General features: G+C 45.2%; 8 protein-coding genes. 5 read left to right on the top strand and 3 right to left on the bottom strand.

The genetic code is table 11. The features are described from left to right. Positions 1-126 precede the first annotated feature (126 nt). Positions 127-12,180: an Ig-like domain-containing protein gene (locus tag MTN96_RS11070; RefSeq protein WP_248531570.1), complete on the top strand. Its 12,054-nt coding sequence runs from the start codon at positions 127-129 to the stop codon at positions 12,178-12,180. A gap of 157 nt (positions 12,181-12,337) precedes the next feature. Here MTN96_RS11070 and flgN read toward each other — a convergent pair whose 3' ends face one another. The 3 genes from flgN to flgA form a co-directional block, all read right to left on the bottom strand. Next, positions 12,338-12,769: a flagellar protein FlgN gene (gene flgN / locus MTN96_RS11065; protein WP_029773930.1), complete on the bottom strand. Its 432-nt coding sequence runs from the start codon at positions 12,767-12,769 to the stop codon at positions 12,338-12,340. After that, complete coding sequence (gene flgM, locus MTN96_RS11060; protein WP_004588011.1) at positions 12,762-13,085, bottom strand: flagellar biosynthesis anti-sigma factor FlgM; 324 nt, start codon at positions 13,083-13,085, stop codon at positions 12,762-12,764. Before flgM ends, flgN begins: the two co-directional genes overlap by 8 nt. Positions 13,086-13,161: 76 nt before the next feature. Then, on the bottom strand, positions 13,162-13,869 hold the full coding sequence (gene flgA, locus MTN96_RS11055) for a flagellar basal body P-ring formation chaperone FlgA (RefSeq protein ID WP_029773929.1): 708 nt from the start codon (positions 13,867-13,869) through the stop codon (positions 13,162-13,164). A gap of 140 nt (positions 13,870-14,009) precedes the next feature. Between flgA and MTN96_RS11050 the strand changes: the two genes are divergently transcribed. The 4 genes from MTN96_RS11050 (at position 14,010) to flgC (ending at position 16,783) form a co-directional block, all read left to right on the top strand. Further along, on the top strand, positions 14,010-14,942 hold the full coding sequence (locus MTN96_RS11050; protein WP_004588013.1) for a chemotaxis protein CheV: 933 nt from the start codon (positions 14,010-14,012) through the stop codon (positions 14,940-14,942). A gap of 21 nt (positions 14,943-14,963) precedes the next feature. After that, the gene (locus MTN96_RS11045; protein WP_004588014.1) at positions 14,964-15,794 is read left to right on the top strand and encodes a protein-glutamate O-methyltransferase CheR; all 831 of its coding nucleotides are present in this window, start codon (positions 14,964-14,966) and stop codon (positions 15,792-15,794) included. A 144-nt stretch (positions 15,795-15,938) separates the two neighbouring features. Next, positions 15,939-16,346, top strand: coding sequence for a flagellar basal body rod protein FlgB (flgB, locus tag MTN96_RS11040; RefSeq protein ID WP_004588015.1), 408 nt, complete (start codon positions 15,939-15,941; stop codon positions 16,344-16,346). 5 nt (positions 16,347-16,351) lie between these two features. Further along, positions 16,352-16,783 (top strand): flagellar basal body rod protein FlgC, encoded by a 432-nt coding sequence (gene flgC, locus MTN96_RS11035; RefSeq protein ID WP_004588016.1) that lies wholly within the window; start codon positions 16,352-16,354, stop codon positions 16,781-16,783. The last annotated feature ends 11 nt before the right edge of the window (positions 16,784-16,794 follow it).

Raw genomic sequence — 16,794 nt, 5'->3', positions numbered from 1 at the left:
CCGAATGAGCTAAGTGAAGGTGAATTTACCGTTGAGGTATCGGTAACCGATAACGCAGGTAATGAAACTACAGCAACCATCACAGGTGAGGTTGATACCGCAGCGCCTACAGTAATAATAGATCCCGTGGGTGATACAAGCGACACCACACCCACTATTTCGGGTACGGCAACGGGTGAGCCAGAGGGCACAGTTGTTACGATCACCGTGACGGATGAAGCGGGTAACCTGCAAACCATTACTACCGAAGTGCAAGCCGATGGCACCTTTAGTGTAGATGTACCGAATGAGCTAAGTGAAGGTGAATTTACCGTTGAGGTATCGGTAACCGATAACGCAGGTAATGAAACTACAGCAACGACCACAGGTGAAGTAGATACCGCAGCGCCCACAGTGTTAATTGACCCGGTGGGTGATACAAACGACACCACACCGACTATTTCAGGGTCTGCCACGGGCGAGCCAGAGGGAACCGTTGTTACGATCACCGTGACGGATGAAGCGGGTAACCCTCAAACCATTACTACTGAAGTGCAAGCCGATGGTACCTTTAGTGTAGATGTACCCAATGAGCTGAGTGAAGGTGAATTTACCGTTGAGGTATCGGTAACCGATAACGCAGGTAATGAAACTACAGCAACCACCACAGGTGAAGTAGATACCGCAGCGCCCACAGTGTTAATTGATCCCGTGGGTGATACAAACGACACCACACCGACTATTTCAGGGTCTGCCACGGGCGAGCCAGAGGGCACCGTTGTTACGATTACTGTGACGGATGAAGCGGGTAACTCACAAATCATTACTACCGAAGTGCAAGCCGATGGCACCTTTAGTGTGGATGTACCGAATGAGCTAAGTGAAGGTGAATTTACCGTTGAGGTATCGGTAACCGATAACGCAGGTAATGAAACCACGGCCACTACCACAGGTGAGGTTGATACAACAGCGCCGGTTGTGACAATAAATGCGCTAGGTGATACAAGTGATACTACACCAACTCTATCAGGTACGGTAAGCGGGGAACCTACAGGCTCAACTGTTACTTTAACTGTAACGGACGCTAATGGTGCAGTGCAAACAATCACTGCACAAGTCATTGCAGATGGAAGTTGGACAGTAGAAGTACCCGTAGCTTTAGCTGAAGGTAGCTATTCTGTTGATGCTACTATTAGCGATAACGCTGGCAATGAAGGTACTGCAAGCGCCTCTGGTACTATTGATACAAGTGCGTTAACTATCACTATTGATGTGATTGGTGAAACCAACGATCAAACCCCACAAATAAGCGGTGATACATTTAATGCAGAAGTAGGTTCGTCTGTTGAAGTTCAGATCACAGACTCTACAGGTGCGACTATTACCTTAACTACGGTTGTTGATGCAAACGGACAGTGGAGTGTTACTCCGCCAGCCGATTTACCTGAGGGAAGTGTATCAATCAGTGCAACAGTAACTGATTTAGGCGGTGGTTCAGCCATAGCAGAACTTGATGCTGTAATTGATATTACGCCGCCAATCATACAAATTAACGATCTAGAAACCAGTAATGATACAACACCAATTATTGCTGGTAATACTACAGGCGTTGTATCTGGCACTGTAATAAGCTTGACTGTTACAGATTCACAAGGAGTTGTTCGCTCGTTTAATACGACAACGGATGCACAAGGGAATTGGAGTGTAGAGCTTTCTCAAGAGTTGGCTTCAGGGGATTATACTGTACTGGCAGAGGTTTCTGATGCTGCAGGCAATAGTGCTTTAGATACAGCAACCGGAAATATTGATACTGCGGGGCCAAGTTTAACCGTTGATTTTGATGCTGTAACTAATGATACAACACCGACTATTTCAGGCACGAGTGATGCCGATGTAGGTACAACGATTACTGTAGTGATCACTGATGAAAACGGTGTTGAACAAACACTAACAACCACAGTAGATGCCAATGGAAGTTGGGAAGTAACCCCTCAAACAGACTTGAATGAAGGTGATAACACCATCGAAGTGAGCGTGTCTGATGAAGCAGGAAACACAACAACAGTAACCGATACAATTACTTTAGATACACAAGCACCCACATTAACCATGCAAACCGTGGGTGATGTAAACGACTTAACCCCTACATTACAAGGCACCAGTAACGAAATTGGCGGCACGGTAACACTCACAGTGACCGACAGTGACGGCGCTGTGCAAACCATTACCACCACCGTTGGTACGGATGGGCATTGGGATATTGAAATCCCAAGTGCCCTGGCACAAGGCGACTTTACTGTCAGCGCGAGTATTACTGATGCCGCAGGCAATGAGAGCACCGCCAACAGCAGTGGCAATGTAGATACTATTACCCCGGTTGTAACCGTGGATGCACTGGGACTTGGTAACGACAGTACTCCACTTATTAGTGGTACTTCAACTGAGCCAGAAGGCACAGTTGTAAACATTGTAATCACCGACAGTAATGGCGATGAAACACCGCTCACCGCCACCGTGGATGTCAACGGCAATTGGCAAGCAACCAGCCCTGAATTACCAGAAGGCAGCTACAGTGTGCAAGCCAGCATTACCGATGCGGCGGGCAATACAGGCGGCGCTACGCAATCGGGCAGCATAGATAGCCTTGCCCCGACACTGACACTCGATACTGTGGGTGCCACCAACGACAGCACGCCAACCATTAGTGGGACCACGAATGCACCAGCCGGCACGGTAATTAGCATCAGCGTTAGCGATGGCATTACCACCGAAACCTTTACAGCCACAGTCCAAGCGGGTGGCAGCTGGTCAGCGGATGTACCAAATGCATTGGTTGATGGTGAGCTGACCATTGAAGCCAGCGTGAGCGACAACGCCGGTAACACCACCACAGTTAGTGAAACCGCCACGCTGAACACCACCGCGCCAAGCATTAGCATTAATACCTTGGTTGATACCAACGACACCACGCCAACAATTAATGGGACAAGTGATGCAGCCGATGGCACTATCATTAGCTTAACGTTTGAAGATAGCGCGGGTAATATTACGACTGTTGATACCACCGTAACCGGTGGCGTGTGGAGCGTTGATGCACCAACTGAATTAGCTGAAGGCGAATACACAGTGACCGCCGAGGTAGACGATGGCCTGGGTAATATCGGCAGCGCCACAGAAACCGGTATTATTGACACCACTATGCCAGCGATTGAAGTGAATGAGCTAGTTGTTACCAATGATACAACCCCAACGATCACCGGCACCGCGAATGCACCGCAAGGCAGCACCGTAACTGTAGAGATCACCGATAGTAATAATGTGACCCATACGGTTACAACGACCCTAGGAGCTAATGGCACGTGGAGTGTGGCTGCCTCACAAGTAGTTGCTGAAGGCAGTTATACCGTAAGTGCAAGCGTAAGCGATGCAGCGGGTAACACAGCGACCGCCACAGGCGCAGGGGAGGTTGATACCATTGCGCCAACACTTGATTTAACTAGCCCAGGTTCAAGTAATGATGTTACACCGACCCTAAGCGGCACCAGTGATGCCGTTGAAGGCACCGTGATCACCTTTACGGTTATCGATGATTTAGGGGCCCAGCAAACCTTTACCACCACTGTGGATGCGAGCGGCAACTTCTCAGTGGAAGTACCGACGGCACTTGCAGAAGGGCCTTACAGCATTGAGGCCAACATTAGCGATGATGCAGGTAACAGCACTGATATCTCTGGCAGCGGTAACATCGATACGACCGCGCCAAGTGTGAGTGTGGATGCACCAGTGCTCACCAACGACAGCTCGCCAACGGTTACGGGCACCAGTGATGCACCAAACAGCACCGTTACGATAACCTTTACCGATGCAGCCAATGCCGTACAAACCATTGATGTACAAACCGATGCGAATGGTAATTGGAGTGCCACCCCAGCGACTGATTTAGCCGAAGGGAGCTACAGTGTGAGTGCGAGCATCACGGATGCAGCGGGCAACACGGGCACAGGGACAGACAGCGGTGAAGTGGATGTAACTCCACCGGCTCTTGCCTTTACGCCGACCTTCGAGCTTGGTTTATTGGTTACCCTCAGTGGTACATCTGACCTGCCTGCAGGCAGTGAAATCACCATCACCGAGCAACTTATTGGCGGAGGAGTGGGTGTAACTTACACCACCACAACCGATGCCAACGGTAATTGGTCTTTGGTGGGGCTTGATGTATCACTACTGGATGTAGGCTCAGTGATTGCCACAGCCACAGATGCAGCAGGGAACACACGCACAATCAGCTCAGATGACTTTGATAACACACCACCTACACTCACAGTTGAGGTGGATGCACAAAGCAATAGCAACACGCCTATAATCAGCGGTACAAGTGACGCAGGCGAAGGCGCACAAGTGACGATTGTGGTGACCGACAGTGACGGTAGCCCACAAACTATTACCGCCCTTGTTGATGCTAACGGCGAGTGGAGCGCCACACCAGCGACTCCGCTCAGTGAAGGTGAAAGCACAATTGAAGTGAGCGTACGCGACAGCGTAGGCAACGAAACCACCGTGAGTGAAACCACCACCATCGATACGCAAGCACCTACATTAACCATGCAAACCGTGGGTGATGTAAATGATTTAACACCGACATTACAAGGCACCAGTAATGAAATTGGCGGCACGGTAACACTCACCGTGACCGACAGTGATGGTGCTGTGCAAACCATTACCACCACCGTTGGTACGGATGGGCATTGGGATATTGAAGTGCCAAGTGCCCTGGCACAAGGTGACTTTACTGTAACGGCCAGTATTACTGATACCGCAGGCAATGAAAGTACCGCCAACAGCAGTGGCAATGTAGATACCATAACCCCGGTTGTAACCGTGGATGCACTGGGGCTTGGTAACGACAGTACTCCACTTATTAGTGGTACTTCAACTGAGCCAGAAGGCACTGTTGTAAATATTGTCATTACCGACAGTAATGGCGATGAAACACCGCTCACCGCCACCGTGGATGTCAACGGCAACTGGCAAGCAATCAGCCCAGAATTACCTGATGGCAGCTACAGTGTACAAGCCAGCATTACGGATGCGGCGGGCAATACAGGCGGCGCTACGCAATCGGGCACCCTTGATAGTCTTGCCCCGACACTGACACTCGACACTGTGGGTGCCACCAACGACAGCACGCCAACCATTAGTGGGACCACGAATGCACCAGCGGGCACGGTGATTAGCATTAGCGTTAGCGATGGCATTACCACCGAAACCTTTACAGCCACAGTGCAAGCGAATGGCAGCTGGTCAGCCGATGTACCAAATGCACTGGTTGATGGTGAGCTAACCATTGAAGCCAGTGTGAGCGACAACGCCGGTAACACCACCACGGTTAGTGAAACAGCCACGCTGAACACCACCGCGCCAAGTATTAGCATTAATACCTTGGTTGATACCAACGAAACCACACCAACCATTAATGGGACAAGTGATGCAGCCGATGGCACTACCATTAGCTTAACGTTTGAAGATAGCGCGGGTAATATTACGACTGTTGATACCACCGTAACCGGTGGCGTGTGGAGCGTTGCTGCACCGAGTGAACTAGCTGAAGGTGAATACACAGTGACCGCAGAAGTAGACGATGGTCTGGGTAATATCGGCAGCGCGACTGAAACCGGTGAGATTGATTTAACCCCACCGAGCCTTGTTATTACAGATAACGGCGTTAGCAACGACACAACACCGACGATCTCCGGCACAAGTGATGCGCCACAAGGCAGTGAAGTCACAATTATTGTGACAGACAATGCCGGTACACAGCAAACCATTACCGCCACAGTGGGCGCAACTGGTATATGGTCAGTTCCGGTTACAACAGCCCTTGCTGAGGGCAACTTTACCGTAAGTGCAAGCGTAAGCGATACAGCGGGTAACACAGCGACCGCCACAGGCGCAGGGGAGGTTGATACCATTGCGCCAACACTTGATTTAACTAGCCCAGGTTCAAGTAATGATGTTACACCGACCCTAAGCGGCACCAGTGATGCGGTTGAAGGCACCGTCATCACCTTTACGGTTATCGATGACTTAGGAGCCCAGCAAACCTTTACCACTACCGTGGATGCGAGCGGCAATTTCTCAGTGGAAGTACCGACGGCACTTGCAGAAGGGCCTTACAGCATTGAGGCCAGCATTAGCGATGCCGCAGGTAACAACACTGATATCTCTGGCAGCGGTAACATCGATACCACCGCGCCAAGTGTGAGTGTGGATGCACCAGCGCTCACCAACGACAGCACACCAACGGTTACGGGCACCAGTGATGCACCAAACAGCACCGTTACGATAACCTTTACCGATGCAGCCAATGCCGTACAAACTATTGATGTACAAACCGATGTGAATGGTAATTGGAGTGCCACCCCAGCGACTGATTTAGCTGAAGGTAACTACAGCGTCAGCGCGAGCATCACGGATGCAGCGGGTAACACGGGCACAGGGACAGACAGCGGCGAAGTGGATGTGACTCCACCGACTTTAGAGATCATTCCTTCGTTCTTACTTGGCAACTTAGTTTCTCTTTCAGGGGATTCTGATTTACCAGAAGGGTCAGTGATCACCATTACTGAGTATCTTGTTGGCGGTGCTGTAGGCGCTACCTACACTGCTACCACGAATGCTGATGGCACATGGGGACTTGCCAACATAACAGTACCTCTGCTTAGTCTTGCGTATGTTACTGCAACTGCAAGTGATGCAGCCGGCAATGTTGCGAGCGTCAACTCACTTAATTTTGATAATGAAGCACCTGCGCTTACCGTTACTGTAGATGCATTATCGAATGATGCAACGCCTGTGATCTCTGGTGTTACTGATATGGTTCAAGGAACCGAGATAGAACTAACCGTTGTAGATAGTGCAGGTCAAAGCCAGCAGTTTACGGCCATAGTTCAAGCTAATGGAAGTTGGTCTGTTGAAGTGCCAACCGAGTTAGCACAAGGACAGTACACTGTTACCGCAGAGGTAAGAGACGATGTTGGTAATTTAACCACTGAGCAAGCACAAGGTGAAATAGACAGCATAGCACCTACTCTTAGCGTTAATCCTATCGATACTACAGCAGATACAACGCCAACCCTATCAGGCACCAGTGATGCTATAGGTGCTGATGTAATAATTAGCATTGATGGCCAAACCTTTTTTGCGGTAGTCGATGCTGATGGAAATTGGCAGGTAGAGGTACCAACTGCACTTACCGATGGTAACTATACGGCGCAAATTAATGTTGCTGACGACGCCAATAATATCACTAACACAACAATCGACTTAACAATTGATACTCAGGTACCAATAGTCGCATTGGACGACATAACCGTATTTAACACAGATACGCCAGTTATTAGTGGTACATCTGGTGAACCTACTGGCACAAATGTAGATATTGTTATTACAGATAGTAATGGTGATATACATACGTTAGCTGCTACGGTTGATGCAAATGGTAATTGGCAAACAACAGCGCCTAATTTACCTGAAGGAAATTACAGTGTTGTTGTTAGTATTACCGACGATGCTAATAATACAGGTTCAGCGACTGGAACAGGGCTTGTTGATACTCAAGCACCAACCATTACCATTGACGCATTAGGTACAATTAATAGCAGCACGCCTACTATTTCAGGTACATCTAATGAGGTTGAAGGTACTACAATTAATGTCACAATTACTGATGGTGATAGCACTGATACCTACACAACGACTGTGGGGGCAGGCGGGGCCTGGAGTGTTGATGTAACCACGCCATTAACTGATGGACAAGTGACAGTTTCAGCAAGTATTACTGATACTGCAGGTAACAGTAGTGAAGCAAATGCTACTGCCACGCTTAATACTAATGCACCTACCATTAATATAAACACCGTTGTTGATACAAACGATCAAACACCTACGCTTTCTGGATCGAGTAGTGCTGCAAATGGTACGCTAGTTACGGTTACTATTACCGATGTTAATAATGTTTCGCACACGGTTACAACCACTGTAACTGATAATACATGGAGTGTAGATGCGACAAATATCCTTCCTGAGGGCACGTTTACTGTTTCAGCCAGTGTGACTGAAGGTGGCTTAACCAGCAGTGCAACAGATACAGGGCTGATAGATTTAACAGCCCCAGTATTGAATATCACGCCGCTACTAACGAGCAATGATACAACGCCTACAATTTCAGGTACAAGTACAGCCCCACAAGGCGCCATAGTCGCTATTTTGATCACAGATAGCCTAGGCGCAGAGCAAACAGTTAATGCCACAGTTGGTGCAAATGGCACATGGTCAGTTGCAGCTCCTTTATCGCTTAGCGAAGGCACGTATACTGTTACTGCATCAACAAGTGATACCGCGGGGAACCCTGTAAATACTGGCACTACCGGTGTGGTTGATATAACCGCACCAGTGGTTAGCATTAACGATATTGTAGGTAGTACAGATTTAACACCTAGCGTTTCTGGCAGTGTAACAGGTGCAGCCGTAGGAGATGTGGTTGCTGTGGTATTTACCGACTTCCAAGGTAATGCGCATACTGTCAATACAACGGTGCAAGCCGGTGGAACTTGGTCAGTAGAGGCAAGCAATAGTCTTTCGCAAGGGGCATATTCAGTAGAAGTATTTATTACTGATAATGCCGGAAATACAGGCAGCAATATCACTAACGCTAATATAGATACAATTGCGCCAGAAATTAGTATTGATCAAAGTTCATTAATACTTACCCAAGACAGCACGCCATTAATTAGTGGCACATCAAACGAGCCAAATACAAACGTTATCGTTACGTTTACGGATTCAGTTGGTGCATCGCACCAAATTACCGTACAAACGGATGCAAATGGAGACTGGCAAGCCGCTGCCGATAATATTTTAGCTGACGGTGTCTACAGTGTTACGGCTACGATTACTGATAGTGCAGGAAATACTTCGGTAGATAGTAAAACGGGTGGCGAAGTAGATACAGTAGGGCCAGAGCTTACTATTGTGCCTTCGTTCTTGCTAGGGCAGCTCGTTTCTTTATCTGGTACATCTGATTTAGGTGAAGGCAAAACCGTTACGGTAACTCTAGAGCTTGCAGGTGATTTACTTGACTTAACGTACGATGTAACCACCGATGCCAATGGTGATTGGGAATTACTAGGCCTAGCGGTTAATGTTATTGGCTTATCAGTTGTAGAAGCCTCTGCAACTGATGATGCAGGTAACACAACCACTATAACTACGGCTGATGTTGATGCGTCAACGCCATTACTTAATGCAGTGGTTGACTTTGTCACAGGGCAAGGGGATTTACCAATCATTAGCGGTACGACCGACCAAGCCCCAGGCACCAAAGTACTTGTTGAAGTCATTGATAGTGATAACGTAGTACAAGAACTCGTTGCGATCGTACAGGAAGATAACTCATGGGCTGTACAAGTTCCTCAATCACTTGCTGAGGGCGTGTTTACTGTAACTGTAAATGTATTAAGTGAAGTTGGGATCACAGCGACACAGCTAATTAGTAGTGTAGTAGATACCATCTCGCCAACACTTGATTTACAAGTAATTGGTACAACGTCAGATTCTACTCCAATCATTCAAGGAACCAGTGATTTAATTAATGGTGTGGTAGAAATTCAGTTAGACGGCGGCTCAGTACTAACCACAACAGTGAATGCAGCAGGTCTATTTTCACTAGAAGTGGATGCGCTGACTGAAGGGCAGCATGTTGCCAACGTGAGTATCACTGATGATGCTGGCAATGTAGTAACGCAAACGCTTGAGTTTGTTGTTGATACGTTAGTACCTGTAGTAGATATTTTACCGTTGAGCGTCAGCAATACTGACATACTAACTATTTCGGGTACTTCAGAGGAAGCTCCGGGTACGGACATTGATGTAACTGTGGTAGATAGTAACGGCAACGCAACAGTATTTGATGCCCTTGTTGGGAGTGATGGCACGTGGTCGTTATTAACCACGAGCCTACCTGATGGTATATATAGTGTATTTGCAAGTATTACTGATGCTGCGGGTAATGTAGGCCAATCTACTACTGAGCAAGTGACGATTGATACCATACCGCCATCGTTAGAAATAGACGCCTTTGGTGTACTTAACACGCTAACGCCAACTATTACTGGCACCAGTGACGAAGAGGCTGGTAGCTTAATTACGGTTAATATTACCGACTCTACAAACACACTTTATGAAGTTACTACAACAGTATTAGGCGATGGCACGTGGCTTGTTGTTGCGCCTGCACTTGCTGAGGGCGACTTAACCGTTGAGGCTATTAGTATTGATGATGCAGGAAATATAGCAACAGTGGCACAAACGGGCACCGTTAGTACCACTTTACCGGGCCTATTAATTAACCCAATAATAGATACAAGCGATACAACTCCTACGATTAGTGGTACTACCGATGTAATAAACGGTAATGTAGAAGTTGTTATTACAGATAGCAGTGGTAATGCAACAACCTACAATACTCAAGCTATTTCTGGTGTATGGACATTAATACCCACCACACCATTAGCTGAAGGCGCGTTTACGGTTGATGCGACAGTCGAAAACTTAGGGCTTACTAGTTCTACAAGCCTAGGTGGTATTGTTGATTTAACACCGCCAACAATTGAGGTTGACCAGTTATCCGTTACTAATAATCCGCTACCAACCATTACAGGTATAAGTGATGCACCAGCAGGTACAACACTGAGCGTGGTTATTACTGATGCTAATAACGGTTCACAAACACTTACTGCCCAAGTTGCAGGCAATGGCACATGGTCAGTAACAGCGACTACTCCATTAAGTGAAGGTAGCTTTAGTGCAACAGCATCAATAAGTGATACTGCGGGTAACTCCTCTAGCGATACTATGGTGTCAAGCACAGACTACACTGCGCCAACTATCGTCATAGATCCAATATCGGTAGGGCAAGATACTACGCCTACTGTTACAGGCTCAGTAACGGGAAGCTTTGCTGGTGCGTTAGTAGTCGTTATGTTTACTGATTCAGCGGGTGCTACTCACAATGTTCAAACAACAGTTGGACCTGATGGAAGTTGGAATGTGACCTCTGCAGAAGTACTTCCTGAGGGTAATTACAGCGTAGATGTAAGCATTGCTGATAGCGCAGGTAATACAGGTACACAATCAACAAGTAGCGCAATTGACTCAGGTATTACAATTGACTCGGGGTTAGAACTAACAGCAGATCAAAACCCACTTGTTACGGGGACTGCGGGCGCTGGTGAAACTATATTAGTCACCTTTAGCGGTGCAACAGAAGTCACTAAACAGGTAACCGCTGATGCATCCGGGGCATGGAGCGCTTCGCCAGATACAGATTTAGTTGATGGTGCATACTCTGTAACAGCGGTAGCAACGGATACATCAGGCAATACAACATCAAGCGGTAGCGTATCTGGGTTGGTTATAGATACAACACCAATAGGGTTTGAGGTTACTGATTTTAGTTCAGGAGTATTAGGAATTTTATTCCCATCAGTTGAAGGTACAACAGAGCCAGACACTGAAGTATACATTATTGGCTCTTCGCTGTTGGGCGTTGACTTACTCGGTCTAGATTTAGATGTATTAGAACTTTCAAGCAGCTTTACTTCAGATAGCAATGGAGATTGGGGAGGGGTATTAAACTTAGCCAACCTAAACATTGGTGGAGGGGAGCAATATTATTTTGTTACTGTTGATGAAGCAGGAAACTACTTAATCAAAAATACGGGTAACGAGGTAGAGCAGTCCGGCAATATATACACGCCACAATCTGGCTCAGGTGCTGGCGATACTATGCCTTCGTCATTTAGCGAAGAGTCGGCATTGGGTGATACGCAAAATGAAGGTCTGTTGAGCACCGAAACCATCAACTTAGCAAACGCAAGGGCTATGGCAAGTTCATCTGAGCAAGTTGTACAAGTGAGCGAAACAGAGCCACTTAATATAAACGATGTAATTATTGACTCTGAAACAGAGCAATTGCTTGCATTAAATAACTTACTTGATGAAGAAGGCTCTGCAATTGCTTATAGCCCTGCACAAAGTGGAGGAAGTGTTGATGAGGCAGCGCCAGCGGTTGATGTTCAAAATCAATCAGAGGAAATGATTAAACACTTAATTGAAAATGGTAATAATCAAACAGATATTTAAATCAGTAAACCACTTCAGTTAAATAGCTGAAGTGGGTTTCTAAAACTCACTTAATCAAAAGTGTGGTTATTATTTTGTGCTAAGTAGTAAACCTAAAAAAGCCCTTATTGAGACTTCAATAAGGGCTTTTTTAATAAATTAGGATAGATAAAAGCAGTTAAGCTTTTAGGTTACGAACCAGCTTGCTGTCAGTATTAACCACACTACCGCCTTGGTCGTAAGTCATACTGGTTGGGGCGCCAATTAAAATATCTTTTAATTGTTTTACACTTAAGTGTGCTTGGCGGGCAGCATGTGAGTTTACTTTATTTTGTTTTTGGCACTGCGCTAACTGCGCTTTAACTTGCGCTACTCGTTCAGTCACTTCAGGGGCATTTTCATCATTTGCAGCAAAAAGTTTATTCAACTCTTTATCGAGCTGCGTAAGCTTAGTTAAAGAAGACATTTTTTGTTGGGCAAGTTCTTTTAAACCTTCACCTCTACGAGAGGCAATAATACTAAGCTCTTCGTTTAATAACGCATATAATGAATCCAAGCATTTAACTTGTTCATTTAATTTAACGCTAATTAAACTATTGTGATCAGCCATATACGTTAAACTCAAAATCAGCTAAGTTTTTAGTCAGCTTTTCAGCATCAATTTGGTATTTACCTTCGGTAATCGCTTTTTTAAGCTCAGCGACCTTTTCACTATCAAAGCCAGATGATTGCTGTGCTTTATCTTGCAGTGTTTTTAACTGCTGTGCTTGCGGCGTCAGGCTCACTGAATCGCTTGCCGCTTTAGGCGAAGGAGTCTGTGTTGTTTGTGTACTTGCAGCGTTATCTTTTTTAATATCAACTTGTTGCTGTTTAGCGTTTGTAAGCGCATTAGCTTGTTGATTACTGCCATTAACTTGATTAACCATAATAATAAACCTGTATATTACCCAACTTATGCCAAGTTATCGGCATATACATAGGATACTTTAGTATAAATCGAAATTAAATATTTACTTGCACAGACTCTACACCATCTACGCGTGCATTCAAAATTTTACCGGATTTTTTATTCTTGATCTGTACTTGCTCACCAAGGGTGCCATCTTCAAGTGCTATCCCCGTAGTTTTTATTCTAAGTCCTTTAATACTCGCATAAATATTAACAGCGTCGCCTTTGCAAACCATACAAATTTGGTTGAGCAAAACCGGCATACCGCTTCTTATATTTCGCTTACTGCGGCTGCCAATAAGCATTAAGGGATCATCTAAATATTGTACCCTAACAAACTGTGAAGGCTTCATTTGTACGCTTAAATGAGACTTAGTAATAACTTCACCACGGGCTAGATTTGCCGTGGCAACCACAACGGGCGCCATTTTAACGATTCTTACATGGACATATTGAGTCCAGCTTTGCGCATCGTTACATTTTATTTGTACAGTCACCTGGCGTGTAAATGGCGGCTCATTTGGCACGACTAATTCTGGCTCGTTTTCGCATACTCTATCAGGAATGCGGCTATCGAGGGCAAGGGCGGTAATCTCCACATTTTTTTCAAGTGGCACGGTAACTTGCTCTGCAATATGAGAAGTTGCTATTTCTTGTAATAAATCTTTACTAAACACTTTTGCATGTAAAGGTGTTGCTAAGCAGAGGCTAGCAAGAAAATAAAAAACACTGTATCTTCTGACTTTTTTTAACAAACTCATAATGTTTCGACTATGCTTATGGTTTCAAACAGGGTATAAATATTTTGCGTCAAAAAGTAGACGCTCCCGCGATGTTATGTAGCTTTATAAACAGAAAGCAATTATCGTTCCGCATTATTTGTTTTCTTTAGGAGATTTGAATGGCAGGCATTTTAGACTCAGTAAACCAACGCACCCAGTTGGTTGGGCAGAACCGCCTAGAATTACTATTATTTAAGCTCAGAGGGCGTCAGCGTTTTGGGATCAATGTATTTAAAGTAAGAGAAGTACTGCAATGTCCTCCTTTAACGAGTATGCCTAAATCAAATGCGTACATTCGGGGTGTAGCGCATATTCGTGGTCAAACTATTTCAGTTATCGACTTATCAATGGCCGTAGGCGGCCGCCCTATTGAAAATGTTAAAGACAGCTTCATAATAATTGCAGAATACAATCGTTCTGTGCAGGGCTTTTTAGTTGGCGGCGTTGAGCGAATTGTTAACATGAACTGGGAAAAAATAATGCCACCTCCGTCGGGAGCTGGGCGTTACTCTTATTTAACTGCCGTTACCGAGATTGAAAACGAATTGGTCGAAATTCTCGATGTAGAAAAAATCTTAAACGAAATTTGTCCAGTAAATACCGAAGTTAGTGCCGACCTTGCTGCCGATAGTGCAATTCAAAAAGACTTAGGCGAGCGTATTGTATTTATTGCCGACGATTCAGCTGTTGCACGTAACCAAGTAAAAAGAGCACTTGAGCCACTTGGCGTGCAAACTGAGCTTGCAAAAAATGGTAAAGAGGCTTTAGTTAGGCTTAAAGAAATAGCCGAGCTTGATTGTAAAAATGATATTACTGAGCGTGTAGGTTTACTTATCTCTGATGTTGAAATGCCTGAAATGGACGGCTATACATTAACAGCAGAAATTAAAGCAGATCCAAAATTAGCGCCTCTACATGTTATTTTACACACTTCTTTGAGTGGGGTGTTTAATCAGGCGATGATCGAAAAAGTAGGCGCGGATGATTTTATTGCAAAATTTAACCCTGATGAATTGGCAACAGCAGTTAAAAAATGGGTTCATTGCGACTAAACAACAATAGGTGTTATTAATTTGAATAATAAAGATTTGCAGCAAAGTGACTACGATCAGTTTCGCTCATTTTTAGAGCAGCAATGTGGTATTGTGCTAGGCGAAAACAAGCAGTATTTAGTAAAAAGTAGGCTTGCGCCGCTTATGGCTCGTTTTAATGTTGAATCTTTATCACAATTAGTGAGTAAAACGCTTGGCCCTCATGAGCGGCAACTTAGAGCCGCTGTAGTTGATGCCATGACCACTAACGAAACCTTGTGGTTTAGGGATCAATACCCATTTGAGCTTTTAAAAAATAAATTGTTTCCAGAGTTTAAAGACGCCCGCCGACCATTAAAAATTTGGTCAGCGGCCAGCTCTTCAGGCCAAGAACCATACTCTATTGCCATGTCTGTTGCTGAGTTTCAGGCCAAGCAACCGGGCGTGTTGCGTATGGGGGCTCAAATTATTGGTACTGATATTTCTAACACAATGCTCGATATGTGTAAAAACGCTGAATATGATGCGTTAGCATTAGCGCGAGGCCTATCAGCAGAGCGCCGTAAAAAGTACTTTATGGATAGCGGCAACGGTATGGCAAAAGTTGTCGACTCAGTTAGAAAACAGGTGAGCTTTAGACATTTAAACTTGCTTGATTCTTACGCCTTAATGGGGAAGTTTGATATTATTTTTTGCCGCAATGTCCTTATATATTTTTCACCAGAGGTTAAAGCAAAAATAATTGGTCAGTTTGCCCAAGCACTAAACCCAAAAGGGTATTTATTTTTAGGTGCGTCGGAGTCGATGACGGGCTTAAGTAATGAGTTTGATATGGTTCGTTGTAACCCTGGAATCATCTACCAAAAAAAATAATCCTATCACTTTGTTATTAAAAAACGACGTTCTTAGCGTCGTTTTTTTATTTAATAACAACCCTCTATAAAAAAATAACGTAACTAAAAACTACTGGCTTATAAATTGCTTTAACTTAAGCAAGTCAATTTTTTGGAGAACGTTATGGCTATCAGTTTTGATAAAGCATTAGGTGTGCACCCGCATGCAATGTTGATCCGCTCACAGCGGGCAGAAGTACTTGCCACAAATATAGCGAATGCTGATACGCCTGGCTATAAAGCAAAAGATATCGACTTTGCCTCAGCATTAAAAGCGGCAAGGTCAACTCAGCAAAGCGGCAATAGCATGGTTACTACCAATGAAAAACACATTGCTGGCGGTACTCGAAGTGTAGGTGGTTCTGAGTTATTTCGCAATCCAAATCAAGGAGATACAGGCGATGGTAACTCAGTTGATATACAGGTGGAACGAAACTTGTATACACAGAATGCGATGGAGTATCAGGCAAGCCTGCAATTTTTAAGTAGTAAATTTAAGGGCCTGAATAAAGCGCTCGGTAGTCAAGGATAATAATTATGAGTTTATATAACGTTTTTGATATTTCAGGCAGTGGTATGAGTGCGCAAAATGTTCGCTTAAATACCACCGCGAGTAATATTTCGAATGCTAATACTATTAGTTCATCCCAAGACAAAACTTACCGAGCACGCCAACCTGTATTTGCTGCCGAGCTGACGAAAGCGTCTGCCTCAGCCAGCAACCCTCAGGGCTCCGCTGTTGGTGTTAAAGTGCTGGGAATTGTTGAGAGTAACAAACCACTACAAATTGAATATAACCCTAATCACCCAAGTGCGGATGAAAATGGCTATATCTATAAACCCAACGTTAATGTTGTTGAGGAGATGGCAAATATGATCTCTGCTTCTCGCTCTTATCAAACAAACGTGCAAGTTGCCGATGCAGCTAAGCAAATGTTAAGCAAAACGCTGTTACTTGGGCAGCGATAACCGAGGGTAGG

It is taken from the genome of Pseudoalteromonas sp. 2CM28B, assembly GCF_023161935.1.
This window is presented reverse-complemented; position numbering and strand designations above follow the sequence as displayed.